General features: G+C 74.3%; 24 protein-coding genes and 1 pseudogene. 9 read left to right on the forward strand and 16 right to left on the reverse strand.

What is annotated here, in order from left to right; genetic code table 11:
• The first annotated feature begins 418 nt into the window (after positions 1-418).
• Positions 419-1,639, forward strand: coding sequence for an MFS transporter (locus tag BS73_RS08915; protein ID WP_037578800.1), 1,221 nt, complete (start codon positions 419-421; stop codon positions 1,637-1,639).
• A 96-nt stretch (positions 1,640-1,735) separates the two neighbouring features.
• Here the strand turns inward: BS73_RS08915 and BS73_RS08920 are convergent, their stop codons facing one another.
• From BS73_RS08920 to BS73_RS08945, 6 genes are all read right to left on the reverse strand, one after another.
• Positions 1,736-2,263, reverse strand: a complete 528-nt coding sequence (locus BS73_RS08920; RefSeq protein WP_037570914.1) for an arginine repressor — start codon at positions 2,261-2,263, stop codon at positions 1,736-1,738.
• Positions 2,264-2,325: 62 nt separating this feature from the next.
• Positions 2,326-3,513 carry an acetylornithine transaminase gene (locus BS73_RS08925; protein ID WP_037570915.1) on the reverse strand — a complete coding sequence of 396 codons (1,188 nt, stop codon included), beginning with the start codon at positions 3,511-3,513 and terminating at the stop codon, positions 2,326-2,328.
• A gap of 4 nt (positions 3,514-3,517) precedes the next feature.
• Complete coding sequence (argB, locus tag BS73_RS08930; RefSeq protein WP_037570917.1) at positions 3,518-4,456, reverse strand: acetylglutamate kinase; 939 nt, start codon at positions 4,454-4,456, stop codon at positions 3,518-3,520.
• A gap of 47 nt (positions 4,457-4,503) precedes the next feature.
• Positions 4,504-5,718, reverse strand: coding sequence for a bifunctional glutamate N-acetyltransferase/amino-acid acetyltransferase ArgJ (gene argJ, locus BS73_RS08935; RefSeq protein ID WP_084703913.1), 1,215 nt, complete (start codon positions 5,716-5,718; stop codon positions 4,504-4,506).
• Entirely contained in the window at positions 5,715-6,743 is a 1,029-nt protein-coding gene (argC, locus tag BS73_RS08940) for an N-acetyl-gamma-glutamyl-phosphate reductase (RefSeq protein WP_037570918.1), read from the reverse strand. Before argC ends, argJ begins: the two co-directional genes overlap by 4 nt.
• Positions 6,744-6,861: 118 nt before the next feature.
• Positions 6,862-7,458, reverse strand: coding sequence for a TetR/AcrR family transcriptional regulator (locus tag BS73_RS08945; RefSeq protein WP_037570921.1), 597 nt, complete (start codon positions 7,456-7,458; stop codon positions 6,862-6,864).
• Positions 7,459-7,570: 112 nt separating this feature from the next.
• Between BS73_RS08945 and BS73_RS08950 the strand changes: the two genes are divergently transcribed.
• Together BS73_RS08950 and BS73_RS08955 are read left to right on the forward strand one after the other, a co-directional pair.
• Positions 7,571-8,377, forward strand: a complete 807-nt coding sequence (locus tag BS73_RS08950; RefSeq protein WP_037570924.1) for an SDR family oxidoreductase — start codon at positions 7,571-7,573, stop codon at positions 8,375-8,377.
• A 74-nt stretch (positions 8,378-8,451) separates the two neighbouring features.
• Entirely contained in the window at positions 8,452-9,123 is a 672-nt protein-coding gene (locus BS73_RS08955; protein ID WP_037578804.1) for a maltokinase N-terminal cap-like domain-containing protein, read from the forward strand.
• Positions 9,124-9,153: 30 nt separating this feature from the next.
• Here BS73_RS08955 and BS73_RS08960 read toward each other — a convergent pair whose 3' ends face one another.
• On the reverse strand, positions 9,154-9,744 hold the full coding sequence (locus BS73_RS08960) for a CGNR zinc finger domain-containing protein (protein WP_037570925.1): 591 nt from the start codon (positions 9,742-9,744) through the stop codon (positions 9,154-9,156).
• 77 nt (positions 9,745-9,821) lie between these two features.
• On the opposite strand from BS73_RS08960, the gene BS73_RS08965 reads away from it, so the two are divergent.
• Entirely contained in the window at positions 9,822-11,063 is a 1,242-nt protein-coding gene (locus BS73_RS08965) for an MFS transporter (protein WP_235215355.1), read from the forward strand.
• A gap of 120 nt (positions 11,064-11,183) precedes the next feature.
• Here the strand turns inward: BS73_RS08965 and BS73_RS08970 are convergent, their stop codons facing one another.
• On the reverse strand, positions 11,184-12,449 hold the full coding sequence (locus BS73_RS08970) for a peptidoglycan recognition protein family protein (RefSeq protein WP_084703914.1): 1,266 nt from the start codon (positions 12,447-12,449) through the stop codon (positions 11,184-11,186).
• A gap of 168 nt (positions 12,450-12,617) precedes the next feature.
• Here BS73_RS08970 and BS73_RS08975 point away from each other — a divergent pair, with 168 nt between their 5' ends.
• Together BS73_RS08975 and BS73_RS08980 are read left to right on the forward strand one after the other, a co-directional pair.
• Positions 12,618-13,478, forward strand: coding sequence for a 3-hydroxybutyryl-CoA dehydrogenase (locus BS73_RS08975; RefSeq protein WP_037578807.1), 861 nt, complete (start codon positions 12,618-12,620; stop codon positions 13,476-13,478).
• A gap of 190 nt (positions 13,479-13,668) precedes the next feature.
• On the forward strand, positions 13,669-14,196 hold the full coding sequence (locus tag BS73_RS08980; protein ID WP_037570930.1) for a hypothetical protein: 528 nt from the start codon (positions 13,669-13,671) through the stop codon (positions 14,194-14,196).
• Between the two features lie 42 nt (positions 14,197-14,238).
• On the opposite strand, the gene BS73_RS08985 is transcribed toward BS73_RS08980, so the two are convergent.
• Entirely contained in the window at positions 14,239-14,958 is a 720-nt protein-coding gene (locus BS73_RS08985) for a DUF5336 domain-containing protein (RefSeq protein WP_037570933.1), read from the reverse strand.
• Between the two features lie 580 nt (positions 14,959-15,538).
• Between BS73_RS08985 and BS73_RS08990 the strand changes: the two genes are divergently transcribed.
• Together BS73_RS08990 and BS73_RS37170 are read left to right on the forward strand one after the other, a co-directional pair.
• A complete protein-coding gene (locus BS73_RS08990) occupies positions 15,539-16,270 on the forward strand; it encodes a hypothetical protein (RefSeq protein ID WP_037570934.1) in 732 nt (243 codons plus the stop codon).
• Positions 16,271-16,300: 30 nt separating this feature from the next.
• On the forward strand, positions 16,301-16,567 hold the full coding sequence (locus BS73_RS37170; protein WP_037570935.1) for a hypothetical protein: 267 nt from the start codon (positions 16,301-16,303) through the stop codon (positions 16,565-16,567).
• A 133-nt stretch (positions 16,568-16,700) separates the two neighbouring features.
• Here BS73_RS37170 and BS73_RS09000 read toward each other — a convergent pair whose 3' ends face one another.
• A complete protein-coding gene (locus BS73_RS09000) occupies positions 16,701-16,904 on the reverse strand; it encodes a DUF1918 domain-containing protein (protein WP_037570937.1) in 204 nt (67 codons plus the stop codon).
• 138 nt (positions 16,905-17,042) lie between these two features.
• Here BS73_RS09000 and BS73_RS09005 point away from each other — a divergent pair, with 138 nt between their 5' ends.
• Positions 17,043-18,512, forward strand: a complete 1,470-nt coding sequence (locus tag BS73_RS09005; protein WP_037570938.1) for an MFS transporter — start codon at positions 17,043-17,045, stop codon at positions 18,510-18,512.
• Positions 18,513-18,572: 60 nt separating this feature from the next.
• On the opposite strand, the gene BS73_RS40920 is transcribed toward BS73_RS09005, so the two are convergent.
• From BS73_RS40920 to BS73_RS09035, 6 genes and pseudogenes are all read right to left on the reverse strand, one after another.
• A complete protein-coding gene (locus BS73_RS40920; protein ID WP_152617554.1) occupies positions 18,573-18,872 on the reverse strand; it encodes a hypothetical protein in 300 nt (99 codons plus the stop codon).
• 124 nt (positions 18,873-18,996) lie between these two features.
• Positions 18,997-20,234 (reverse strand): annotated as a pseudogene (locus BS73_RS09015) (glycoside hydrolase family 10 protein).
• 96 nt (positions 20,235-20,330) lie between these two features.
• On the reverse strand, positions 20,331-22,856 hold the full coding sequence (gene pheT / locus BS73_RS09020) for a phenylalanine--tRNA ligase subunit beta (RefSeq protein WP_037570941.1): 2,526 nt from the start codon (positions 22,854-22,856) through the stop codon (positions 20,331-20,333).
• On the reverse strand, positions 22,856-23,965 hold the full coding sequence (pheS, locus tag BS73_RS09025; protein ID WP_037570944.1) for a phenylalanine--tRNA ligase subunit alpha: 1,110 nt from the start codon (positions 23,963-23,965) through the stop codon (positions 22,856-22,858). The genes pheT and pheS overlap by 1 nt, the downstream gene beginning before the upstream one ends.
• 164 nt (positions 23,966-24,129) lie before the next feature.
• Positions 24,130-25,215 (reverse strand): sensor histidine kinase, encoded by a 1,086-nt coding sequence (locus BS73_RS09030; protein ID WP_051939725.1) that lies wholly within the window; start codon positions 25,213-25,215, stop codon positions 24,130-24,132.
• A gap of 45 nt (positions 25,216-25,260) precedes the next feature.
• Positions 25,261-26,103: a TrmH family RNA methyltransferase gene (locus BS73_RS09035; RefSeq protein WP_200886668.1), complete on the reverse strand. Its 843-nt coding sequence runs from the start codon at positions 26,101-26,103 to the stop codon at positions 25,261-25,263.
• Positions 26,104-26,192 lie beyond the last annotated feature (89 nt).

Below are 26,192 nucleotides of genomic sequence, written 5' to 3' on the forward strand. Positions count from 1 at the left end.
GATGCGCCCGCTCCGGACCCTTCCGCTGGCACCCGCTGCTCCACAGCACCTCCTCGTCCGGCCGGCCGTTCCGCGAGCCGCCCCACCGGGTCCGGCCGGGCCCCGCCCACCGGGCTGACAACCAGTCATCCAGGATCGTTCCGATCCCTCCGCCCGTCAGGATCCCGGGCCGAACCGATCAGCGAAGCGGCCCGTTCAGCCCAACCACATGAGCCGAATGGCCCCAGCTGCACAGCAGGCCGAGACGGTGCACTCATAGCGTCATGGGGATACCAAGCAGCCCTGGAAACGGAGGTCCCAGGTGTCGACCGAGTCTCCGGAACACCGCACGGACACCCCCGCCGGCCGGCCGACCGCCCCACCGGTCACTCCCACCAGCGAGAACGCCCCGGCCTCGGTCACCGCCCGCGGAGGGGCCATGTCCGGCGGGCGGCACCGGCCGGGCGAGCGGGTGCCGGCCGCGGCCTACATCAACCTGGTGGTGGCCACCGTCGGCTTCGCGCTCACCTTCTGGGCCTGGAACCTGATCGCGCCGCTGGCCGGCGACTTCCAGAGCAGGCTGGGCTTCAGCTCCTTCGCCCAGTCGGTGCTGGTGGCCATTCCGGTGCTGGTCGGCTCGCTGGGCCGGGTCCCGGTCGGCGCGCTCACCGACAAGCTGGGTGCCCGGGTGATGTTCCCGCTGGTCAGCGCGCTGACCATCATTCCGGTGCTGCTGCTGATCCCGGCCGCCCACTCCTACTGGGCGCTCTGCCTGGTCGGCTTCGTCCTCGGCCTGGGCGGCACCACCTTCGCCATCGGCATCCCTCTGGTCAACTCCTGGTTCCCGCCGGCGAAGCGCGGCTTCGCGCTGGGCGTCTTCGGGATGGGCATGGGCGGTACGGCCCTCTCCGGCTACTTCAGCCCCCGGCTGTACAAGGACGGCGTCAACCTCCCCTACATCGTGGTGGCCTGCGCCATCGCGGCGTTCTGCGTCCTCGCCGTGCTGCTGATCCGGGACAACCCGGACCGGGTGATGCCGACCAAGCCGCTGGGCGCCCGGCTGGCCGCGGCCGGCCGGATCCGGGTCACCTGGGAACTGTCCGCGCTGTACGCGATCGGTTTCGGCGGCGTGGTCGCCTTCGGCGTCTACCTGCCGACGTACCTCAAGACCTGGTACCACCTCAGCCCCACCGACGCGGGCACCAAGGCCGCCGGGTTCGCGCTGGTCACAGTGATCTTCCGGCCCTTCGGCGGCTGGCTCTCGGACCGCGTCCACCCGGCCGTGGTGAGCTGCGCGGCGCTGGCGTTCGCCGGGACCATGGCGGTGCTGCAGTCCTTCGACCCGCACCTCTACCCCGGCGGCACGGTCTTCCTGCTGTGCATGGCGGCCGGCCTGGGCTGCACCTCCGGCTCGGTCTTCGCGCTGGTCTCCCGGGTGACGCCGGTCCAGCAGGTGGGCTCGGTGACCGGCATCGTCGGCGCCGTCGGCGGCCTCGGCGGCTTCGTGCCGCCGCTGGTGATGGGCGCCATCTACAGCGCCAAGAGCTCGTACGCGATCGGCTTCATGCTCCTCTCCGACCTGGCGCTGGCCGGTGCGGTCTACTCGATCGCCCGGATGCGGACCGACGGCGACCCCGCCAAGCGGCCCGCGGCGGACTGACCGCTCCCCGATCGCGCCGGCGCCGCAGGCGGAGTGCGGAGTGCGGCGCCGGCCGCGCGGTTCCCGGGGCCCCTGGCGGGCGCGGCGGCCGCGGCGCTACAAGCGCTTCGTCTGGGCCAGCAGCATGAGATGGGCGGCCAGCGCGTCGCCGCCGTCCGGGTCGCGGGAGATGAGGAGGACGGTGTCGTCTCCGGCGATGGTGCCGATGATCTCCTCCACCTCCGCCGCGTCGATCGCCGAGGCCAGGAACTGCGCGGCCCCCGGCGGCGTCCGCAGCACGACCAGGTTCGCCGACGGCGTCGCGGAGACCAGCAGCTCGCCCGCCAGCCGCGCCATCCGCGCCTCCGTCGCCGACTCCCCCAGCGGCGCCCGCGGCGTCCGGTCGCCGCCCTCGCCGGGGACGGCGTAGATCAGCGCGCCGTCGTTGTCCCGGATCTTGACCGCGCCCAGCTCGTCCAGGTCCCGGGAGAGGGTGGCCTGGGTGACCGTCAGCCCGTCGTCCGCCAGCAGCTTCGCCAACTGGCTCTGCGAGCGGACGGGCTGACGGGTCAGCAGCTCCACGATCCGGCGGTGGCGCGCGGTACGCGTCTGCGGGACCTGGGCGTGCGGGTGGGGCTCGGTCATCGGGCTCCTCTGGAGGGATCGGCGGGCGGGCGGTGCGACGGCGGGCCCGGCGGGCGGCCGGCTCAGGCCCCCGCTTCCCGCACCGAGCGGAGGATTCCCGGCAGCACCGCGAGGAACGCGTCCGCGTCCACCTCGGGGAGGGTCAGCGGCGGCACCAGCCGGACCAGATCCGGCCCGGTGGCGTTGACCAGGAAGCCGGCCCGCTGGGCGGCGGCCTGCACCTGGGGCGCGAGGGGTTCGGTGAGAACGATACCCAGCAGCAGCCCCGTCCCGCGCACCCGGGCGACCAGCGGATCCCCGATCGACTCGATCCCGGAGCGCAGCCGCTCGCCGACCCGCTTGACGTGGTCCAGCAGCCCGTCCTGGGCGATGGTGTCGAGGACCGCGAGCCCGGCCGCGCAGCAGACCGGGTTTCCCCCGAAGGTGGTGCCGTGCTGCCCCGGCTGGAGCAGTTCGGCGGCGGCCCCGAAGGCGACCGTGGCGCCGATCGGCAGCCCGCCGCCGAGGCCCTTGGCCAGGGTGACCACATCCGGCTCGATGCCCGCCGCCTGGTGGGCGAACCAGTGGCCGGTCCGGCCGATCCCGGTCTGCACCTCGTCGACGACCAGCAGGGCGCCCTTGGCCCGGGTGATCTCCCGGGCCGCCTCCAGATAGCCGTCCGGGGCGGGGACCGCCCCGTTCTCGCCCTGCACCGGCTCGACGATGAAGAACGCGGTCTCCTCGGTCACCGCCGCCCGCAGCGCCTCCACGTCCCCGTACGGGACGAACTCGACGTCCCCGGGCAGCGGGGCGAAGCCGTCCTGCTTGCCGGGCTGGCCGGTCAGCGACAGGGCGCCCATGGTCCGGCCGTGGAAGCCGCCGGTGGTGGCGACCATGTGCCGGCGCCCGGTCAGCCGGCCGATCTTGAACGCCCCCTCGTTGGCCTCGGCACCGGAGTTGCAGAAGAAGACCCGGCCCGGGCGGCCGAACAGCTCCAGCAGCCGCTCGGAGAGCCGCACCGGCGGCTCGGCGATGAACAGGTTGGAGACGTGGCCGAGGGTGTTGATCTGCTCGGTGACCGCCCCCACCACCGCCGGGTGGCCGTGGCCCAGCGCGTTGACCGCGATCCCGGCGACCAGGTCGGTGTACCGCTTGCCGTCGGCGTCCCAGACGTGCGCGCCCTCGCCCCTGGCCAGCGGGATCCGCGGGGTGCCGTAGTTGTTCATCAGCGACTGCTGCCAGCGCTGCGTGAGTTCCTGATTGCCCGTCATCGTCCTACTCCCCCAGCAGCTTCTTCGATTCCAGCGGCTCTTCGTCCGGGACGACCATGGTGCCGATGCCCTCGTCCGTGAAGACCTCCAGCAGCAGCGCGTGCGGCACCCGGCCGTCCAGCACGTGCGCGGTGCGGACGCCCTCGCGGACGGCGCGGAGGCAGCCCTCCATCTTCGGGACCATCCCGCTGGCCAGCCCGGGCAGCAGCTCCTCCAGCTCGCTCGCGCTGAGCCGGCTGATCACGTCGTCGCTGGCCGGCCAGTCCGCGTAGAGGCCCTCCACGTCGGTGAGGACGACCAGCTTCTCGGCGCCGAGGGCGACCGCCAGCGCGGCGGCCGCGGTGTCCGCGTTGATGTTGTAGACGTGCCCGTCGTCGGCCCGCGCGATCGAGGAGATCACCGGGATCCGGCCGTCCTCCAGCAGGGCGTTGACCGCCCCCGGGTCGACCTTGTCCACCTCGCCGACCAGGCCGATGTCCACCCGCTCGCCGTCCACCGTGGCGAAGTGCTTGACCGCGGTCATGGTGTGGGCGTCCTCGCCGGTCATCCCGACGGCGAACGGGCCGTGCGCGTTGAGCAGCCCGACCAGCTCACGCTGGACCTGGCCGGCCAGCACCATCCGGACCACGTCCATGGTCTCCGGGGTGGTGACCCGCAGGCCGGCGACCCGGCTGGTCTCCAGGCCGAGCCTCTCCAGGTGGGCGTTGATCTGCGGGCCCCCGCCGTGCACCACGACCGGGCGCAGCCCGGCGTACCGCAGGAAGACCACGTCCTGGGCGAACGCGGCCTGCAGGGCCTCGTCCACCATGGCGTTGCCGCCGAACTTGATCACCACGGTCTTGCCGTGGAAGCGCTCCAGCCAGGGCAGCGCCTCGATCAGCGTGCGCGCCTTGGGCAGGGCGGTATGGTTCCGGGCGCCGGCTCCGGCCGGCTCGGTGTTCACGTTCTCCGACGCTCCCTCAAACCCTCAAAACGTGTGTGCCGGCGGCCTCAGGACGAGTACGCGCTGTTCTCGTGGACGTAGTCGGCCGTCAGGTCGTTGGTCCAGACGGTGGCCCCGGCGGTGCCGGCGTGGAGGTCGGCGGTGATCACGACCTCCCGGCCGGACATGTCGACCAGCTCCCGGTCCTCGCCGACCGAGCCGCCCTTGCAGACCCAGACCCCGTTGATCGCCACGTCCAGCGCGTCCGGGTCGAAGGCGGCGTCCGTGGTGCCGATCGCCGAGAGCACCCGGCCCCAGTTGGGGTCCTCGCCGTGGATGGCGCACTTCAGCAGGTTGTTGCGGGCGATCGAACGGGCGACGGTGACCGCCTCGTCCTCGGTGGCCGCGTTCACGATGTCGATCCGGATGTCCTTGGACGCGCCCTCGGCGTCGCCGATCAGCTGGCGGGCCAGGTCGGCGCAGACAGCGGTGACGGCGTCGGCGAAAGAGCCGGTGTCCGGGACCACCCCGGAGGCGCCGGAGGCCATCAGCAGCACGGTGTCGTTGGTCGACATGCAGCCGTCCGAGTCCACCCGGTCGAAGGTGGTGCGGGTGGCGGCGCGGAGGAAGCCGTCCAGCTCGGGGCCCTCGACGCAGGCGTCCGTGGTGAGCACCACCAGCATGGTGGCCAGGCCCGGGGCGAGCATCCCGGCGCCCTTGGCCATCCCGCCGACGGTCCAGCCCTCACCGCGCACCACGGCGGTCTTCTGCACGGTGTCGGTGGTCTTGATGGCGATCGCCGCCGCGTCGCCCCCGTCCTCGGACAGCTCGGCGACCGCCGCGTCGACGCCGGGCTGCAGCCTGTCCATCGGCAGCCGGACGCCGATCAACCCGGTGGAGCAGACGGCCACCTCGGCCGCGCCGACGCCGAGCGCCTCGGCGGTCTTCTCGGCGGTGGCGTGGGTGTCCTGGAAGCCCGGCGCGCCCGTACAGGCGTTGGCGCCACCGGAGTTGAGCACCACGGCCGCCAACTCGCCGGTCTTCAGCACCTGCTGGGACCACTTCACCGGGGCGGCCTGCACCCGGTTGGAGGTGAAGACCCCGGCCGCGGCGTGCAGCGGGCCGTCGTTGACCACCAGGGCGAGGTCCGGGGCCCCGGACTCCTTGAGCCCGGCGGCCACTCCGGCGGCGCGGAACCCGCGAGCGGCGGTGACGCCGACCCCGGCGGCCTGCTCTGCTGCGCTGCTGTCCGCGCTCTGGGTATCGGCGCTGGGCTCGCTCACGGTGCGACTCCGATCTTCGGGAGGCCGAGGCCCTCGGGCAGCCCCAGGGCCAGGTTCATGCTCTGCACCGCCCCGCCGGCGGTGCCCTTGGTCAGGTTGTCGATGGCGCTGATCACGATGATCCGGCCGACCGACTCGTCCAGGGCGACCTGCACCTGGACGGTGTTGGCGCCGTAGACGGCGGCGGTCGCCGGCCACTGCCCCTCGGGCAGCAGGCTGACGAACTCCTCGTCCCCGTAGACCTTCTGGTACGCGGCGCGGAGGCTTTCCGCGGTGGTGCCGGGGCGCGCCTGGGCCGAACAGGTGGCGAGGATGCCGCGCGGCATCGGCGCCAGGGTGGGGGTGAAGGAGACCGCGACCGGCTCCCCGGCCACGGCGGAGAGGTTCTGCTGCATCTCCGGGGTGTGCCGGTGCACCCCGCCGACGCCGTACGGGCTCATCGACCCCATCACCTCGCTGCCCAGCAGGTGCGGCTTGGCCGACTTGCCGGCGCCGGAGGTGCCGGAGGCGGCCACCACGACGGCCTGCGGCTCGGCGAGCCCGGCCGCGTAGGCCGGGAAGAGGGCCAGGCTGACGGCCGTCGGGTAGCAGCCGGGCACGGCGATCCGCCTGCTGCCGGCCAGCCGCTCGCGCGCCCCGGGCAGCTCGGGCAGCCCGTACGGCCAGGTGCCGGCGTGGGCGGAGCCGTAGAACCGCTCCCAGGCGGCCGGGTCCTCCAGGCGGAAGTCCGCCCCGCAGTCCACCACCAGCACATCCGGGCCGAGTTGTTCGGCGACGGCGGCGGACTGCCCGTGCGGCAGCGCCAGGAAGACCACGTCGTGGCCGGCCAGCGTCTCGGCGGTGGTCTCGCCGAGGATCCGGTCGGCGAGCGGCGCCAGATGCGGCTGGAGCGCGCCCAGGCGGGACCCGGCGTTCGATCCCGCGGTCACCGCTCCGATCTCGATCTCCGGATGCTGGAGCAGCAGCCGCAGCACCTCGCCGCCCGCGTACCCGCTCGCCCCGGCCACTGCCGCCCGATAAGCCATGCCCTGATCTCCTCCTCCGTACCAGCATGACTATACGGAGCAAAGAAAATTCATGCAACAACGATAAGGGCGGTCAGCGGAAGCCGAAGCGGGCAGGGCAGTGCCGGGAAGGGAAGGATCAGGCCGCGCCGGCGGCGAGGGCGCGGGCAGTACGGATCACCGTCTCGCGGCGGCGGGCCAGCGCCGCCCGCTCGGTCTCCTCGTCCAGCATCATCCGGCACATGCCGGGCACCGCGAAGTTCCAGGCGATCAGGCCCATCAGGGTGAAGAGGAGATCCTGCCCCGCGCGGACCCGCCGCTCCTCCGGGAGGCCTTCGCCCACCCCGCCGTCCACCAGGTGCCGGACCTTCTCGCGGAAGGCGCCGCGGCGCTCCTCCTCGCCCTCGCCGAGGCCGCCGCCGGCCTCGAGCGCCTCCCAGAGCAGCAGCCTGATCAGCTCCGGGTGCTCCTGATACCAGTCGAAGAGCTGGCCGACCGACTCGGCCACGGCGTCCGGGTCGACCGAGACGGAGACCTGGACCTCCGCCATCTTCGCCCGGAGGACGGCCGCGAAGAGCTGCTCCTTGCCGCCGAAGTAGAGGTAGATCGCCTGCTTGTTGGCCCGGGCGGCGGTCGCGATCCGCTCCACCCGGGCGCCCGCCAGGCCGTGCTCGGCGAACTCGGCGGCGGCGGCCTCGAAGATCCGCCGCCGGGTGTCCTCCGCGTCATAGGCCATGAGTGAATTAAACCATCCGGTTGACTCCGGGAAGGGAAACGGGCACCCTCGGAGGCGCGAGTAAAACAACCAGCTGGTTTATTTCGGCTCCGCATCCCCCGAGAGGCCCGCCATGAGCACCCCCGCCGCCGTTCCCGACGCCGTTCCCACCACCCTCCCCCTGCCCAGCGCCCTCGCCGGCAGCACCGCCCTCCTGGTCGGCGGCAGCTCCGGGATCGGCCTGGCGGCGGGGCTGCTGCTGCGCTCGGTCGGCGCCCGGGTCGTGCTGGTCGGCCGCGACCCCGAGCGGCTGAAGGCGGCCGCGGCCCGGGTTCGGGACGCCGGCCCGGCCAAGGCCGCGGACGACGCCGTACTGACCGTGGCCGGAGACGGCCAGGACGAGTCCGTCCTCGACGAGGCCTTCGAGCGCGCGGGCCGGATCGACCACATCTACCTCACCGCGGGCAGTCCCAGCGGCGGCGGCCCGGTGGCCGAACTGTCCCCCGAGAGCGTCGGCGCCACCCTCGGCGACCGCCTGCAGGCCGCCTTCGCCGCGGCCCGGGCGGCGGCGACCCGGCTCCCCGCGAGCGGCTCGCTCACCTTCAGCTCGGGAATCCTGGTCGCCAGGCCGTACCCCGGGATGACGGCACCGCTGGCGGCCGCCGGCGCCGTGGAGACCCTCACCCGGGCCCTCGCCGTCGAGCTCGCCCCCACCAGGCGCCGGGTCAACGCCATCCGCTACGGACGGATCGACACCCCGCTCCTCCGCTCGCTCCCCGGCCACGGCTCGGACGAGGCGATCGCCGCCGCCGGCTCCTCCGCCCCCCTCGGCCGCTTCGGCACCGCCGAGGAGGCCGCCGCCGCGGCGCTGTTCCTGATGGCCGACAACTATCTGACCGGCCAGATCATCACCGTCGACGGCGGCGAGACGCTGGCCTGAGCGAAGCCGCCGGCCGGCTCCGGGCGGTGCGGCAGAATGCGATCGACGAGACCAGCGCGCGGGAGGGACCCCTGATGGCCGTGATCCACAGCAACACCACTGTGACGCCGGGCAAGTTGGAGCTGCTCACCGCCTGGCTCCCCTCCCGGGACTGGTACCTGGGCGGCCCCGGGGAACCTGAGCTGGTGAAGGCGGGCGGCTTCCGGCTGGACGACCCCCAGGGCGAGGTCGGGATCGAGTTCATGGTGGCCCGCGACTCCTCCGGCGCGGAGCCGACCGACTACCTGGTGCCGCTGACCTATCGCGGTGCGCCGCTGGCCGGGGCCGAGGAGGCGCTCGTCGGCACCATGGAGCACGGTGTGCTGGGCCCGCGGTGGGCCTACGACGGATGCCACGACCCGGTGCTGGTCGCCGAGTTGGCGGCGCTGATCGAGGGCCGGGCGGCGGCCCAGGCCCAGGGGGTCAGCCACACCCTGGACCACGAGGTGGTCCGCTCGTACTCCGGACGGGGACTCGCCGCCGCGGACCCGGCGACGGCGGCGGCGAAGGCGACGGACAGCCGCGAGGCGACCGAGGTGCCGCTCGCGCCGGGCGTCACCCTTCGGCTGCCGCGGGTCCTGCGACCCGTCGCGGACGGCGAGCCGGTCCCGCCGGCGGGGGCGGCCGGCCATGTGGCGGGCGCCTGGCGGGCGCCGGACGGCGGCCGGGTGCGGGGGATCTTCGCCGTCCTGACGAGCGGTTCCTAGCGGCCGGATTCACGCCTCCTGCGGCCGGGTTCACGCCTTCTGGCGGCCGCGGCCGCCGGCCCGGCGGGCGCGGAAGGCGGCGGCCTTCACCCGGCTCTGGCAGGCGGTGGAGCAGAACTGCCGGGCCGCGTTGCGCGAGGTGTCGACGTAGACCCGGTCGCAGCCCGGCGCCCGGCACACCCCGAGCCGGGCGGCCAGCTCGCTGCCCACGGCCAGCGCGAGGGCGGTGGCGCAGCCGGCGCTCCACCCCACGCCGACCGAGTCCTCGGCGCCGTGGAAGTGGACCTGCCACGGTTCGCCGGGCGCCCGGTCCAGCTGCGGCCGGGCGCCGGTCCCGCGCAGCATGCCGTTCAGCGCCTCGGCCGCGTCGTCGTAGCGCTCCTCGTCCACGGCCTCGAAGACGGCGCGCATCCGCAGTGCCTCGCGGGCCAGGTAGTCGGCGTCCGCGCGGGCGATCGGCCCGGCCGGCCGGCTGGGTTCGGGCAGCGCGGCGGCGACCGCGGCCGGCAGGTCCGCGCCGCGCGGCGCGCGATAGGGGCGGCCGTGACTGCCGCCGTCGGTCAGCGCGTTGACGAGCGCGGCGGCCGCGTCCAGCAGCAGCGCCATGTGACTGTCGAACATCACTTGACCGGTCACCCCTTCCGGTTCAGACTGGCGTCACCGACGATATCCGATTCGCCGGTGACGAAGGGGGTCTCGTGCAACGCCTGCCGCGCACGGTGTGGCTGCTGGTCCTGGCCCGGGCGGTGAACCGGCTGGGCGCGTTCTCCTTCTCCTTCCTCACCGTGCTGGCCACCACCGGCTTCGGGGCCAGTGCGGCGACCGCAGGCTGCGTCTCGGCCGGGTTCGGACTGGCCACCATTCCCTCCCGGCTGGCCGGCGGGCGCCTCGCGGACCGGCTCGGCAGGCGCCGGACGATCGTGCTGGGCCTGGTCGGCTGCGCCCTCGCCCAGCTCGGCATCGCCGCGGCCGGCGGACTGGCCTGGCTGGCCGTCTTCGCGGTCCTCCTCGGCCTGGCCTTCGAGCTGTACGAGCCGCCCAGTCAAGCGATGATCGCCGACGCGGTGCCGCCCGCCCAGCGCCCCCGCGCCTTCAGCCTGCTGAGCGCGGCACTGGCCGCGGCCGGCATGGCCGCCGGCCTGATCGCCGCTGCACTGGGCCGCTGGGACCTCCGCCTGCTGTTCGTGGTCGACGCCGCCACCTGCCTCCTCTGCGCCCTGGTGGTACGCCTGGTGCTGCCCGCCGATACGCCGCGGACGCCGGATTCCGGCCGCCTTCGGCCGGGGCCGGGGCCGGACCGGCCGCCGTCCGCCGTTCCGGTGGCCGCCTGGCGGGACCGTGCCCTGCTGGCCGTGCTCGCCTCCGGCACCGGCTTCGCCGTGCTCTACACCCTGGTGCTGACCGTCCTCCCACTGGTCGTGGCGGACCGCGGGATGCCCCCGGCCGACGCCGGGCTCCTCTTCACCGTCTCGGCGCTGACCACCGTCGCCGGCCAGCCGCTGCTGCGCCGCGGGCCGCTGCCCGCGCTGTCCGGGCCGCGCGCCCTCGCCCTGGGCTTCACCCTCTTCGCCCTCGGCCTGGCCGGCTGCGCCCCGGCGCACTCCCCGGCGGCCTTCATCGCACCGACCGTCGCCTGGAGCCTGGGCGACCTCCTGCTGATGGGGCGGCTGTACGCGGCGGCGGCCGATCTCGCCCCGCCCGGCGCGACCGGCCGCTACCTGGCCGTCTTCGGCACCAGCTGGGGAGTGGCCGCCGTGGTCGCTCCGCTGGCCGGCACCCAGCTGCTCCAGCACCTCGGCGCCGCCGCGCTGTGGACCGTGGCGGCCACCGCCGCCCTCCTCCTGGCCGCACTGCAACCACTGCTGGCCCGGGCCACCGCCCGGCAGCGGCCACCACGGCCGGTCCCGTCCCCGGAGGCCGACGCGGTACCGAACTCCTGAGCCCGCGTCAGGTCACCGCGCGGCGGCCGTCCGACCGGCCTCGGGCTTGACCGCGCAGCGGAGGCTGGTGGCGAGCCACGGCCCGCCGTACCGGTAACCCCGGCCCGCCGCCGGAGAGGGTCACTGCCCGGTTCGCCCCTGGAGTCTCGCGGCCGCCGCGCGGATCTGCGGGAGGTCCGCGTACAGGCCACCGCCGGGGCAGAAGGTCCAGCCGCCGTCCCGGTGTCCGGAGACGGTGTTGAAGACCTTGCTCTGCCCCTTGGGGACCCGCGCCCCGTCGTCCGAGGAGGTGAGGCGGACGGTGCCGCGCGGGTCGATGCCGGCCAGGCCGAGCTTCCAGGCGATCAGCCTTTCGATGGCCTCCAGCATCGGCTTGGGCACGCTCACGCCCTCAGGGAAGCTGCCGATCGCGGCGATCCCGGCGGTGCCGATGTTGAAGCCCAGGGTGTGGGCGCCGATCACCGGCCGGGCGACCCCGCCGGGCCGCCCCTCGTAGACGGTGCCGCAGCGGTCCACCAGGAAGTTGTAGCCGATGTCGTCATAGGCCCGGTCCTTGACGTGGTACTCCTCGATCGACCTGATCACCTCGGGGGTCTGCCGGCAGTCGTAGCCGTTGCCGCTGTCGGTGTGATGGATGAAGATCGCGCGCACCACGTCCGCGTACTGGATCGGGGTGTCCGGCGGCGGGCTGTCCGGCTGCCAGACCGAGCGCGGCACGATCTGCGGCTCGACCGCCCGGTACGGGCCCGCGTACGGCCGGCCGCTCGCGCCCGCCGAACCGGCGGTGAGGGTCCCGCTGCCGTCGCCGCCCTGGCCGCCGTCGACCAGCTCAAGACGCAGTCCGGCGGGCAGCGGCTGCACCGAGGAGGGCAGCGAGGCGGCCAGCGGCGTGCCGTCCTTCACCGGCTGGCGGGCCTGGGAGAGCCGGTCGGGTTCGACGTCCACCTGCACCCCGTCGGAGGGCCCGACCCACAGCGGCGGGGTGCCGCCGAGCGCGGCGCGCCCGCCGTTGGCGGCGGGGCTCGGGGTGTCCGCGTCGGTGGTGTCCAGGGTGAGCCAGCCGGACCAGGCGCCGGCCCGGTGGTGGGTGCGCACCCGGACGGTGGCGCCCAGCGGCTCGGTCGCGTCGTTCCAGACCACGCCGACCATGGAGAACGGCTTGGTGGTCCGCGGCGCCCCGACCCCCGGGGAGGCCGCGCCGCCCCCTCCGCCGCCGCTGCCCCCTCCCCCGCCGCCGGTCTGCACGTCCGCGGTCAGCGGCAGGCTGAAGGAACTGCTCGGGTGCGGTACCGCGGAATCGGTCGGCGCGGCGCAGGAGCCGAGCAGGGCCGTGGCGCACAGTGCGGCTCCGGCCGGCAGGACCACAAGGGCGGGCGTTTTGCGCATGATGTCATGATCTGATGACCGGTCCCAGAACCCGGCTGACACGCCGATGCCGCTCGTCCTCGCAGCCCACCTGGGGAAACACCCCCCAGGCGGAGTAACGTCGGGGCGTCCCCCGACCGGGGCGACGCGAAGTTCGGACGGCCCATGGACGACGTGAAAGGCGAAAGCGTGAGCGATATCGCACGGGTAGGGGTGGTCGGCTGCGGCCTGATGGGGTCCGGCATCGCCGAGGTGTTCGCCCGGTCCGGTCTGGACGTCCGGATCTCCGAGGCCGACGGCGAGGCGCTGGAGCTGGGCCGCACCCGGATCACCTCCTCGCTGGACACGGCGCTCCGCCGGGGCAAGATCTCCGAGGCGGAGCGGGACTCCGCGCTGGAGCGGATGACCTTCACCACCGACCTCGGCGAGTTCGCCGACCGCGACCTGGTGGTCGAGGCGGTCGCGGAGCGCGAGGACATCAAGACCCAGATCTTCCAGACCCTGGACCAGGTGGTCGAGCGGCGGGACGCGGTCCTCGCCTCCAACACCTCCTCGATCCCGATCGTGAAGCTGGCCTCCGCGACGGTGCGCCCGGAGCAGGTACTGGGGCTGCACTTCTTCAATCCGGCGCCGGTCCAGTCGCTGGTCGAGATCGTGCCCACGCTGACCACCTCGGCCGAGACCCTGGCCCGCACCGAGGCCTTCGCCCGGGACGCCCTGGGCAAGGACCCGATCCGGGCCCGGGACCGGGCGGGCTTCGTGGTGAACGCCCTGCTGGTGCCGTACCTGCTGTCGGCGGTGCGGATGTTCGAGTCCGGCGTCGCCACGGCGGAGGACATCGACAAGGGGATGGAGGCCGGCTGCGCCCACCCGATGGGCCCGCTCCGCCTCTGCGACCTGATCGGTCTGGACACCCTGGTCTCGATCGCCGAGTCGATGTACCACGAGTACAAGGAGCCGCTGTACGCCGCTCCCCCGCTGCTCCAGCGGATGGTCGACGCGGGGCTGCTGGGCCGGAAGTCCAGCCGGGGGTTCTACCAGTACTCCTGACGCTCCGTGAGCGCGGCCGGGCCCGATCGGGTCCGGCCGCGCTCGTCTGTCGCGGGTCGGTCCCCCGGGCTGTCATGTCTCAGAAATGACAAGTTCATGACTGCGGTCTACCCGCGTAGCGTGGACTCCGGTTCCATGGCCTGGCCACGTCAAGGGATGCCCCCCTTGCCGGGCCGACCAAGGAGCCCCGATGCGTATCGCCCACCGTGCCCTCGCGTCCGCCGGAACCCTCGCCCTCACCCTGGGCTGTCTCGTCGTCGGTGCCGCCGGCGGCACCGCCCACGCCGCCACCTGCTCGCAGTCCTACCTGCCGCTGCCCGACCCGGTCTGCACGCCGGGCTCGTACAACCCGGACGTCACGCAGGCGACCATAGGGTCGACGATATGCGTGTCGGGCTGGACGACCACCGTGCGTCCGCCGACCACCTACACCAACCCCCTCAAGGAGCAGGGGATCACCGACTACGGCTACTCCGACACCAGCATGTCGGACTACGAGGAGGACCACCTCGTGCCGCTTGAGCTCGGCGGTTCGCCGCGCGATCCGGGGAACCTGTGGCCGGAGCCGCACTACGGCACGCAGACCTCGTACACCAAGGACGGCGTGGAGACGAAGCTGAAGAACGCGGTGTGCGCCGGGACCATCACGCTGTCGGCGGCGCGGTCCGCGATACGCACCGACTGGACGACCGCGCTCCAGGTCACCGGGGTCGGCTGAGCCGGCCGGCCGGCCGGCCGACCGGCCGGCGGGCCGGAGCCGTCAGCCGCGGCCCGGCGGCTCCCCGGGGCCGCCCGGGCGCCGGGGAGCGTGCGGGCGGGGCGGCGGGGGCGGCGGGACCGGTTGGCCCGCGCCCCACCGGAAGCCCGAGCCGGGGTTCCGGCGGCGGAGATCGGTCACCGTGCGGAGGTAGAGGGCGGCGGCGGCGAAGACCAGTTGGAGGAGGCCGAAGACCAGCATCAGGGTCTCGCCGGTCTGCAGCCCGTAGCCGCCGTGGTCGGTGGCCAGCACCCCGAAGGCGAACGGGATGATTCCGGCCGCCGTGGCGATCAGCGGCAGCGAGCCGTCCGCCCGCGCGCCCCGGCTGGGCAGCACTGGGCGGATCGCCGCCAGCCCACCGAGGAAGAGCAGCGCCGGCACCCAGCCGAGGAGGCCGTGGGCGTTGAAGAAGCTGAGATCGGTGTAGCCGTCAGAGGTGATCGTGGTGAAACCGAGGAAGAGGCAGGCGATCCCCAGCAGCGCGGTGAGCAGATAGCAGACGTCGGCCAGGCTGACGGTGAGCGGCCCGGCGCCGGGCGTCGAGCCGCCCCAGGGCGACTCCGGCGGCGACTCGGGCGGCGGGCCCTGCGGAGGCCCGGACGGCGACTCGGACGCCGGGCCGGGCGGCGGGCCGGGCGGCGGGCCCGAGCTTCCGGTAGCGCCGGTGTGACCGGAGGCCCCGGAGGGCTCCTGCGGCTGCGGCGATTCGTCGGGTGACGACATGGCGTACCTCCCGGGAGCGAGTCGACCACGCGAGCAAGGGGCCCGCCACCGGGCGCCGTCAGCGGGGCGGGCGTGAGCGGGGGCGCGGGTCGGCGCGCGGGGAAGCCGGCCCTCGGCGGAGGCGCGCGTCAGCGCGGCGCCATCAGCCAGACGGCCCTCAGCGGGCCGGGCGTCGGCGGAGGCGCGCGTCAGCGCGGCGCCGTCAGTGAGACGGCCCTCAGCGGGGCGGGCGTCGGCGCGGCGCCATCAGCGAGACGGCCCTCAGCGGGCCGGGCGTCGGCGGGGGCGGGCGTCGGCGGGGGCCGCCCTCGACAGGGGCGGGCCTCGGCGGGGCGCCATCAGCGAGACGGCCCTCGGCGGGGCGGGCCTCGGCGGGGGCGCGCGTCAGCGCGGCGCCGTCAGCAGAGCGGCCCCCGGCGGGGGCGCGCCTCAGCGGGCGTGGCCGTCGGTGGCGCGCTGGCCTGCGCCACCCGATCGGGCCCGGTCGTACCGCCTCCGCCGGGACGGCCGTGGTGGGCTGGGAGCGACCGCGGGGCGCCCGCCTCGGCGGTCGAACCCGACACCGGAGAAGAAGACCCAGATGCCCGGCCACACGCCCCCCGCCGTATGCCGCGCCGCCGCCGTCGTGGCCGCCGCCCTGCTGCCGGTGGTGCTCGCCGGCTGCGGTGGGGGTTCCTCGAAGCAGTCCCAGCCGCTGGCCGCCGCGATGCTGAACCGGGCCGCGCTTGCGGTCGGTGACATGCCCTCAGGTTTCGTCCCGGACCCCACCGGCGGCGCCGCCGGGATGCCCGCCACCACCGACCCGACCTGCGGCAGGCTGCTGGCCGCCGTGGAGCGGCCCGGCACCGGCGGCGACGTCCACGCCCACAGCGGCACCAGCGCCTTCCGCCGCTCACCGCTCGGCCCCTGGGTCCGCAACTTCGCCCAGTCCGCCACCGGCGACGGCGCGAAGAGCGCGCTGAGCAGCCTCGGCGACCTGACCGGCAAGTGCGGCGGGTTCACCGGCACGCTGGCCGGCCGCCGGATCTCGTTCAAGGTCGGGGACCTCCCGCTGGCCTCGATGGGCGACGAGAGCAAGGCGGTCAGGATGACCGGCACCCTGTCCGGGCAGCCGGTGGAGGCGGACTTCGTCGCGATCCGGGTCGGCTCGAATCTCACCGTGGTCGGCCACAGCGACATCGGGTGGAACGCCGCCGACACTACGATCACCAAGCAGGCCGCACAGCGGGCCGCGGAGAAACTGAAGCAGGCGGCGGGCGGGACCACGCCCACCCCGTCGCCGCCCGCGCCCGCCGCGGCCACGGGTTCCTGAGCCGGCGTCAAGTCAAGGGAGGGCCGGTCGATGTCGATGCTTCTCTCGCTCGTCGCCGCCGTGCTCCTGCTGGTCCCGACCGCCGCGGTGCTGGTCGGCGTGGCGGTGAGCGGGCGGCGGGACCGTGCGTGGGCCCGGTCCGTCGCCGAGGTGCTGGCGGAGTTCCGGGCGCACGCCGCGGCCCGCGCGGCGGGGCCGCCGGAGGACGGCCCCGGCGGGGCCCGGGCGGCCCGGACGGTCCGGGCACGCCGGCCGCGCCGGCGCCGGAACCGCCGCCGGCCCGGCTGGCACAGGTGATCGCCTTCCCCGGCGCGGCCCGCGCCGGGAGTGGGGACGGCAGCGCAGGCGGCCCCGGCAGCCGCCGCGCGGCCTGAGCGAACCCGAGGCCCGGCGGCCTGCGCGAACCCGAGGCCCGAGGGCGCCGGCGCTCCTACAGCTGGCCGGAGGCCCTGCGGCAGCTCTCCACCACGCAGTCCGCCCCCGGGAAGACCAGCGTCTGATGCCCGTCCTCGAAGCGGACCAGGTAGGGGGGCCCGCCGTGCCGGCCGTGGACCTCGACGATCTCGGCCACCCGCTCGGCGATGCCGACCGCCCGGCTCTTGAAGTGCACCTTGTCTCCGACCGTCGCCTGCATGATGCCACCTCCCGAGACGCCTCCAGTCTGCCACCGTCGGCCCGGGGGTCCGCGACTCCCGGCGCTGCAAGATTTATTGACGACCCGTCAGATTCCGCTTAGCCTGCCACCTGCCGACCAGGCACGGAGGAGGGGCCGATGCGCGAACCGGCAGCGGTCGACGCGAGGACGCAGCGCCCGACGGCACGTCAGCTGACGGTGATCGGCGCGGTCCTGCTGCTCTCACTGATCATTCCGCTGGAGCTGACCCTGGTCTATCCGGCGGTGCGCTTCATGGCACCGGTCTTCCACACCCCCAGCATCAGTTGGGTCCTCACCATCGTCAGCCTCACCGGGGTGGTGCTGGAGTCCCCCGTCGGCAAGCTGGCCGATCTCCACGGCAAGAAGCGGGTCGCGCTGGTCATCAGCGCGCTCTTCGCGATCGGCTCACTGCTCTGCGCCCTCGCCCCGAACTTTCCGCTGCTGCTGATGGGACGGGTGCTGCAGGGGGTCGCCCTCGGCATGATCGCGGTGCTCTACGGGCTGCTGCGGGACATCCTCCCGGCCCCGCTGGTGCCCTTCGGCTTCGGGGTGATCTCGGTCGGGCTCGGCGTCTCGGCGATCCTCGGGCCGTTCGTCGGCGGGGCGCTGATCGACCACTACGGCTTCCGCGCGGTCTTCTGGTTCAGCGTGATCGCGGTGACCGTGCTGGGCGTCCTCTTCGCGGCCGTCGTCCCCGAGTCCCCGGTACGGCTCCCCCAGCGTCTGGACCTGCTGGGGAGCGCGCTGCTGGGCGGCGGGGTCGGACTGCTGCTGCTGGCCACCACCGAGGGCGCGGTCTGGGGCTGGACCTCGGCCGGCACCCTCGGCTGCTACCTCGGCGGAGCGGCCGCGGTCGCCCTCTTCGTCCCGCACACCCTGCGCAACGACCACCCCCTGGTCGACGTCCGCACCGTCGCCGGACCGCAGATGCGGCTTCCGGTGCTGGCCACCCTGCTCTGCGCCTTCGCGGTCTCCGGCTTCGCCTTCCTCACCCCGGAACTGCTGGAGATGCGGCACCACATGGACGCCATGGGCGCCGCCCGCTACCAACTGCCGTACGGGATCACGGCGATCGTGGCGGGCCTCCTCGGCGGCGCGCTGACCCGCCGACGCGGCTCGCGGATCACCCTGCTGGCCGCCACCGTGCCGCTCTGCGTCTCGCTGCTCCTCCTCGCCCTCGCCCACGGCTCGACCTGGATGATCCTGATCTGGTGCGGCCTGTACGGGATCGCCTTCGCCCTCTACCCGCTGGCCACCATGGTGCAGGTGGCGGAGGCGGTGCCGGCCGACCGGACCGCGGTCAGCGAGGGCGTCAACGGGATCGCCCGGGACCTCGGCTCGGCGGTGGCCATCGCGGTGCTGACCGCCGTGCTCAACCGGCACATCGAGGCCGCCCCCGGAGGCGGCGGGGCGGCCGCACTCACCTACACCGACGGCGGTTTCACGATCGCCTTCCTGGTCGCGGCCGGCTCCGGCCTGCTGGCCGCCGTGGCGGCGGCGGTGATGCGGCACCGCCGCCTGGACGGCGCGGACGCGACGGGTGGAGCGTCGGCGTCCGCGCCGGACGGCGCCGTCAGCGCGGCTTGACGGGCCGTCAGCACCGTTGGCGGTACGGCTCCCGGCACCGCTGTCGGCACCGCGTCGCCGTCAGTACCGCATCAGGCGGCGCACCAGGCGGCAGGTGGCGTCGGACGGCCACCGCACGCCTATCCGTGCGGCGGTCTCCCGTATCCGCCAGTCGTAGGCCTGCTCGGGGCGGTAGACCCCGTCGTCGAGGAGGGCGATGGCCAGGCGCATCGCCTTCAGCCGGCGGTTGTGGGTCTCGTACCACTCGCGCTGGCGGCCCGGCGGGAGCGGCTTCTTGGGCAGGGTCCGGAACAGCACGACATCGGGGGCGTCGAACAGGGTGCCGGGAGTGGCGGTCGTGGCGGTTGCGGCTGGGGCCATCAGCATCCTCCTGAACCGGTCCGGGAACTCTCCGGACTGCTTCCAGAGTACTGCCCGCCACTGACATTCGAACGCTCTCGAACGGACGGAAACGCGCCTGCTGGGAACGGGTTCTGACGCCCCCTCAGCGCGCCCGGTAACCGGACCGCGCCAGCCGGCTGACCACCCCCAGCGGGTCGGCCCGCAGGGCGCTCGCGTTGTACCAGATGTTCCCCGCCACCTCCGGATGCCGGGCGTCCACCGCCAGATGCCGGCCCAGCTCCGCCGGGTCCCGCCAGGCCGCCGGGCCCCGGCCGTGCCGACCTTGTAGGCGGCCTCGCCGACGTAGAGCCGGGTGGCGGTGCCGCGCACCTGCCGCGACCACCAGTCGACCAGCACCGCGTAGTCGGCCGGCGCGAAGCCGATCGGCCAGTACAGCTGCGGGGCGACGTAGTCCAGCAGCCCCCGGCGCACCCAGCCGCGGACGTCGGCGTAGAGGTCGTCGTAGCACTGCACCCCGGCCGAGGTGCGCGAACCCGCCGGATCCACCGAGGAGTTGCGCCACACCCCGAAGGGGCTCACGCCGAAGGCGGCACGCGGGCGCGCGGCCCGCACCCGCGCGCGGACCTCGCGCACCAGCGCCTCCGTGTTGGCCCGCCGCCAGTCGCCGAGCGCGAGCGGACGGTCCGGGGCGGAGTCGAGGTACCCCTGGTACGAGGCCTGGTCCGGGAAGTCCCGCCCGCCGGACGGATAGGGGTAGAAGTAGTCGTCGAAGTGCAGGCCGTCCAGCGGGTAGGCGGCCAGCGGCTCGGTGACCGCGGCCGCGACATGCGCGCGCACCTCGGGGTTGCCGGGATCGAAGTACAGCGACCCGGCGTACGGCAGCACCCAGTCGGGGTGCAGCAGGGCCGGATGCGAGGGCGCGAGGCCGCTCGGGTCGGTGCTGCCCTTGAGCACCCGGTACGGGTTGCACCAGGCGTGCAGCTGCAGCCCGCGGGCGTGCGCCTCGCGGACGGCCGTGCCGAGCGGGTCCCAGCCGGGGTTCTGGCCCTGACGTCCGGTCAGATAGCGCGACCAGGGGGCGTACCGGGACGGCCAGAAGGCGTCCGCGGCCGGTCGCACCTGGAGGAAGACGGCCTTCAGTCGCAGCCGGGCGGCGAGATCCAGCCACTGGGTCAGCTCGCGGTGCTGCTCGGCCGCGGAGAGCCCCGGTCTGGACGGCCAGTCGGTGTTGGCGACGGTGGTCAGCCAGACGCCTTGCAGCTTCGGGCCGGCCGCGCGCGGTGCCGGCGCCGAGTCCGGGCCGGCCGCGCCGGCGAGGGTTCCCGCGGCGGCCAGTGCGGCGGCCCCGCTGAGCAGGTGACGACGGGTCAGTTTGGTCACCTGTCGGAGGCTAGCCGCGAAGACCGCGGGTTCCCAAAGCGGCGCGCCCCTGGGCCCGGCCGCGAAGGGCCGGGACCAGGGGCGCGGTGGCGCGTCCTAGGCCCGCATCTCGGCACCGACCCGCTCACGGGCCGCCGAGACGGCCGCGTCCCGCGCGGCGGTGGTCTCCTCGACCGTCAGCGTCCGGTCCGGGGCGCGGAACCGCAGCGAGTACGCCAGCGACTTCCGTCCGGCGCCGAGCTGCTCGCCCTGGTAGACGTCGAACAGCCGGATGGCCTCCAGCAGGGGACCGGCCCCGGCCCGCAGCGCCGCCTCGACCTCGGCCGCCGGGACGGCGTCCTCGACGATCAGCGCCACGTCCTGGGTGGCCACCGGGAAGGTGGAGACGTGCCGGCCCTCGACGTGCCGGGTGCCGTCGGCCACCAGCTCGTCCAGGTCCAGCTCCATCGCGCAGGTGCGCTCGGGCAGGTGCATCGCCTTGACCACCCGCGGGTGGAGCTCGCCGGCGTGGCCGACCAGCCGCTCCCCCGCGTACAGCGCGGCGCAGCGGCCCGGGTGCCAGGGCAGGTGCTGGTCCTGCCGGACGGTCAGCTCGACGCCGGCCGCCTCGGCGACGACCCGCGCCGACTCGATCACGTCGGCCCAGCTCGCCTGGCGGCCCTTGCCCCACCAGCCGTCCCGCTCGCGGGCGCCCGCCAGGACGGTGGCCACCCGCCGCGGCTGCCGCGGCAGGGCCGCGTTCAGCTGGGCGACCTCCTCGTCGCTGGGCCGACGGTCGACCGGCAGCCGCGGCGACTTGAGGAACGCCTCGGCGTTCGCGCCGTCCTTGCGGAAGACCAGGCCGATCTCGAAGAGCCCGAGGTCGGAGCTGCCCCGTCCGACGTTCCGGCGCAGCGCGGTGAGCAGCCCCGGCAGCAGGGTGGTGCGAAGCCCGGGCTCCTCGTCGGAGAGCGGGTTGGCCAGCAGGATCAGGTCGCGGCGCGGGTCGTCCGGCTCCAGGCCGAAGTCGTCCAGCGCGGACTCGCCGAGGAACGGGTAGTTCTGCGCCTCGACGTAGCCGGCGCCGGCCAGCCCGCGGCCGACCCGGCGGACCCGGCGCTGGGACTCGGTGAGCCCGGTCCCGGCCGGCGGGGTCGGCAGGGTGGAGGGCAGCCGGTCGTAGCCCTCAAGCCGGATGACCTCCTCCGCGAGGTCGTTGGGGTCGGTGAGGTCCGGACGCCAGGTCGGCGGGGTCACCGTCAGGTAGTCGGTGCCGGTGACCGAGCAGCCGACCTCCTGGAGCCGGCGGACCACGCTCTCCCGCCCGTACTCCATCCCGGCCACCTTGTCCGGGTGGTCGGCGGGGATGGTGATCGCCCAGGGCTGGCGCGGCGAGTGGACGTCGGTCACGCCGGCCTCGGCGGTGCCGCCGGCCAGCAGCGCCAGCAGGTCGACCGCGCGCTGGGCGGCGGCCGGGGCGGCCTCCGGGTCCACCGCGCGCTCGAAGCGCTTGGCGGCCTCGGAGGGCAGCTTGTGCCGGCGGGCGGTACGGGCGATCGGCACCGGGTGGAAGTGCGCGGCCTCGATGATCACCTCGGTGGTGCCCTGGCCGAGGCCGGACTCCGGGTCGATCACCGGGTCGGCGATCTCGGTACCGGCCCCGCCCATTACTCCGGCCAGGCCGATCGGCCCCGACTCGTCGCAGATCAGCAGGTCCTCGGGGTCGAGGGTGCGCTCCACGTCGTCCAGGGTGCGCAGCTTCTCGCCGGGCTGGGCGCGGCGGACGGTGATCTGCCCGTCGATCCGGGCCCGGTCGAAGGCGTGCAGCGGCTGGCCGAGCTCCAGCATCACGTAGTTGGTGACGTCGACGGCCAGCGAGACCGGGCGCATCCCGGCCTTCTGGATCCGGCGCTGCAGCCAGATCGGCGAGGTCGCGGACGGCTCGAGGCCGGTCACCATCCGGGCCACGTACCGGTCGCAGGCCAGGCTGTCCTGGACCTGGACGACCGGGCCGAAGCCGTTCGGCGCCGGGACGTCGATCAGCGCCGGGTCGCGCAGCGGCAGCCCGTACGCGGTCGCGGTCTCCCGGGCGACCCCGCGCATCGAGAGGCAGTAGCCGCGGTCCGGGGTGATGGCGATGTCCAGCACCTCGTCGACCAGCTCCAGGAGCTCGATCGCGTCCTGGCCGACCTCGCCGGCGCCGCGCGGCAGCACGATGATGCCGTCGTGGTCGTCGCCCATGCCCAGCTCGCGGGCGGAGCAGATCATGCCCTCGGAGACCTTGCCGTAGGTCTTCCGGGCGGCGATCGGGAACGGGCCGGGGAGGACGGCGCCGGGCAGCACCACGACGACCTTGTCGCCGACCTTGAAGTTCCGGGCACCGCAGACGATGTTCTGCGGCTCACCACTGCCGTTGGCCTGGCCGACGTCCACCTGGCAGTAGCGGATCGGCTTCTTGAAGCCCTCCAGCTCCTCGATGGCCAGCACCTGGCCGACGACGAGGGGGCCCTTGAGGTCGGCGCCGAGCTGCTCGACGGTCTCGACCTCGAGGCCGGCCCGGACGAGCTTCGCGGCGACGTCGCGCCCCGTCTCGCCGGACGGCAGGTCGACGTACTCCCGCAGCCACGAAAGCGGGACGCGCATCAGATCTCCATCCCGAACGGGAGGGTGAAGCGCACGTCACCCTCGAAAATGTCTCGCATGTCCTCGACGTTGTGCCGGAACATCAGCATCCGGTCGATGCCGAAGCCGAACGCGAAGCCGCTGTACCTCTCCGGGTCCACCCCGGCCGCGCGGAGCACCCGCGGGTTGACCATCCCGCAGCCGCCGAGCTCGATCCAGCCCTCGGAGGAGCAGGTGCGGCAGGGCCGGTCCGGGTTGCCCACGGACTCGCCGCGGCAGGCGAAGCAGACCATGTCCATCTCGGCGGACGGCTCGGTGAACGGGAAGTACGAGGGCCGCAGCCGGGTCGCCAGGCCCTCCCCGAACAGGGCGCGGACCATGTGGTCCAGGGTGCCCTTGAGGTCGGCCATGGTCAGGCCCTCGTCCACGGCCAACAGCTCGACCTGGTTGAAGACCGGGGAGTGGGTGGCGTCCAGCTCGTCGGTCCGGAAGACCCGACCCGGGCAGACCACGTAGACCGGCGGCTCGCTCGTCGCCAGCATCGAGCGGATCTGCACCGGCGAGGTGTGGGTGCGCAGCACCACCGAGTCGGTGTCCTTCAGGAAGAAGGTGTCCTGCATGGTCCGGGCGGGGTGGTCCGGGCCCATGTTGAGGGCGTCGAAGTTCAGCCACTCGGCCTCGACCTCGGGCCCCTCGGCGACGCTGTACCCCATGGCGGTGAAGACGTCGGCGATCCGGTCGGCCAGCGAGGTGAGCGGGTGCCGGGCTCCGCGCGGGTAGCGGTCGGTCGGCAGCGTCACGTCCACGGCCTCGTCGACGAGGACGCGGGCGTCGCGCTCCGCCTCGAGCGCCTCGCGGCGGGCGGCCAGCGCCTTGTTGACGGCGCCGCGGGCCTGGCCGACGCGCTTGCCCGCGTCCGCCTTGGCGTGCGGCGGCAGGGCGCCGATCTCGCGGTTGGCCAGGGCGAGGGGGGAGCGGTCGCCGGCGTGCGCGACCTTCACCTGCTGCAGCTCGTCGAGGGTGGAGGCGGCGGCGATGGCGGCCAGCGCCTCGTCGCGCATGCGCTCGACCTCGGCCGGCTTCAACGCCTCGACCTCCACAGGGTCGTAGGACTTGTTGGGTGCGGACATCTCTCTCTTCCCGTGCGGGGGTCCCTCCGGGCGTGCTGCGGGGGGCCTGATGAGGCGTGCGGACGCCGAGGGACGAGTCTAGTAGGTGTAAAGGTCTCCCTTTACGGGGTGGTCACGGCCAGTGCCCCGACCTGCCGTGCCGGTGGGGAGCCCGCGGCCGTGCGCTAAGCGAGATGCTCCGGCGCGCCCGCGGGCAGGATAAATCGGAACCTCGCCCCACCGCCCGGAGCCCTTCCCACGGCGACCGTGCCGCCGTGGGCCTCGACGATGCCCTTGACGATGTACAGGCCGAGGCCGGTGCCGCCGCGCTTGGAGCCGCGCCAGAAGCGGGTGAAGACGCGGCCCATCGACTCCTCGGGGATTCCCGCCCCCTCGTCGCTGACCGTCACCGCCGTACCCTCTCGCACCCGGCCGACCGCGTCCTCCGCGCTCGCGGAGAGCTTCACCGGCTCCGCTTCGATGGTGACGGTTCCCTCGCCGTGCCGCACCGAGTTTTCCAGCAGGTTGCCCAGCACCTGGTCCAGCTTGTCCGGGTCGGCCCACAGCTCGGGGAGGGGGCCGCGAAGCGCGAGGCGGAAGCGGTCCGGGGCCTGCCCGGCCGCCACCTTCCCCTCGACGTGCCGGCGCAGGGCCGCGGCGACGTCCACCGGCTGCCGGCGGACCTCGAGACGGCCGGCGTCGATCCGGGAGATGTCCAGCAGCTCGGCGATCAGCCGGGTGACCCGGTTGGCGTCCGAGTCCACCGTCTCCAGCATCAGCTTCTTCTGCTCGTCGGTGAACCGCTCCCACTTCTGCAGCAGGGTCGCGGTGAAGCCCTTCACCGAGGTCAGCGGGGAGCGCAGCTCATGGGCGACGGTGGCGATCAGCTCGGCGTGGCTGCGCTCGATCCGCTTGCGCGCCTCGGTCCCGCGCAGGGATATGACGACTCGGCGGACCGGCCCGGTGCGTTCCTCGGCGCGGTCCCCGCGCACGTAGCGGGCCGACACCAGCACCTCGCGGCCGCCCGGCAGCAGCAGGCTCCGCTCCGGCTGGCCGGTCCGGGTGGCGAGGCCGCCGTAGGGGTCGGTCAGCTGCCACCAGGGGCGGCCTTCCAGGTCCTCCAGCGGCAGCGCGTCGGCCAGCCGGCGGCCCAGGGCGGCGTCCGGGGCCAGCCCGGTTATCCGGGTGGCGGCGCGGTTGAAGCAGACCACACGGCCCTGCTCGTCGGCGATCACCAGTCCGTCGGGGAGGTCGTCAGGCGTCAGCTCCATCCTCGCTGCCCCTCCCCTCCGCGGTCGGGGACCACCCTAGCGGCTTCACCCCGCGGAACGGCATCCTCCGGACGAGCGCTGGGCGCGCGCGGAGGCGTACAGGCAGACGGCGGCCGCGGTGGCCAGGTTGAGGCTCTCGGCCCGGCCGTGGATCGGCACTCGCACGACGGCGTCGGCCAGCGCGCGGGTCTCCTCCGGAAGCCCCCAGGCCTCGTTGCCGAAGACCCAGGCGGTGGGGCCGGTCATGGTGCCCTGGTCCAGCTCGGCGTCCAGGTCTCGGTCGCCGGCCCCGTCCGCGGCCACCACCCGGAGGCCCTGCGCGCGCAGCGCCCCGACCGCCTTCTCCACCGGGACGCCGATGGCCACCGGGAGATGGAAGAGGCTGCCGACGGAGGCACGGACCGCCTTGGGGTTGTACGGGTCCACGGACGCGTCGGTGAGCACCACGGCGTCCGCGCCGGCGGCGTCGGCGGTCCGCAGCACAGTGCCGGCGTTGCCTGGGTCGCGGACGTTGGCCAGCACCGCCACCAGCTTCGGCCGGGCGGCGACCAGCTCCTCGAAGGGGGTGTCCACGAAGCCGCAGAGGGCGGCGACGCCCTGCGGGGTGACGGTCTCGCAGATCTCGGCGAGCACCTGGTCGGTGGCGGAGAGCACCGGGATGCGGGCGGCGCGGGCGGCGTCCACCAGCTCGGCGTGCCGCTCGGACGCCTCCGGGGTGACGTAGATCTCGACGACGGCGCCGGGGGTGTGGGCGACCGCCTCGCGCACCGCCTGCGGGCCGTCGGCGATGAACCGCCGCTCCTTGCTCCGCTGGTTGCGGCGGGCGAGCCGACGCGCGAGCTTCACGCGCGGCGAGTTCGTCGAGGTGAGCTCGGTATCCAATGTCATGGTCCTTTTTCTGCCCCGCCCGCGGCCGGGCCCGGTGAGCCCGAAGGGCGAGAAGGGACGCGGGGCAGGGCGTGCCCGAGCACCAACGG

This window comes from Phaeacidiphilus oryzae TH49 (assembly GCF_000744815.1).
Lineage (GTDB): Bacteria > Actinomycetota > Actinomycetes > Streptomycetales > Streptomycetaceae > Phaeacidiphilus > Phaeacidiphilus oryzae.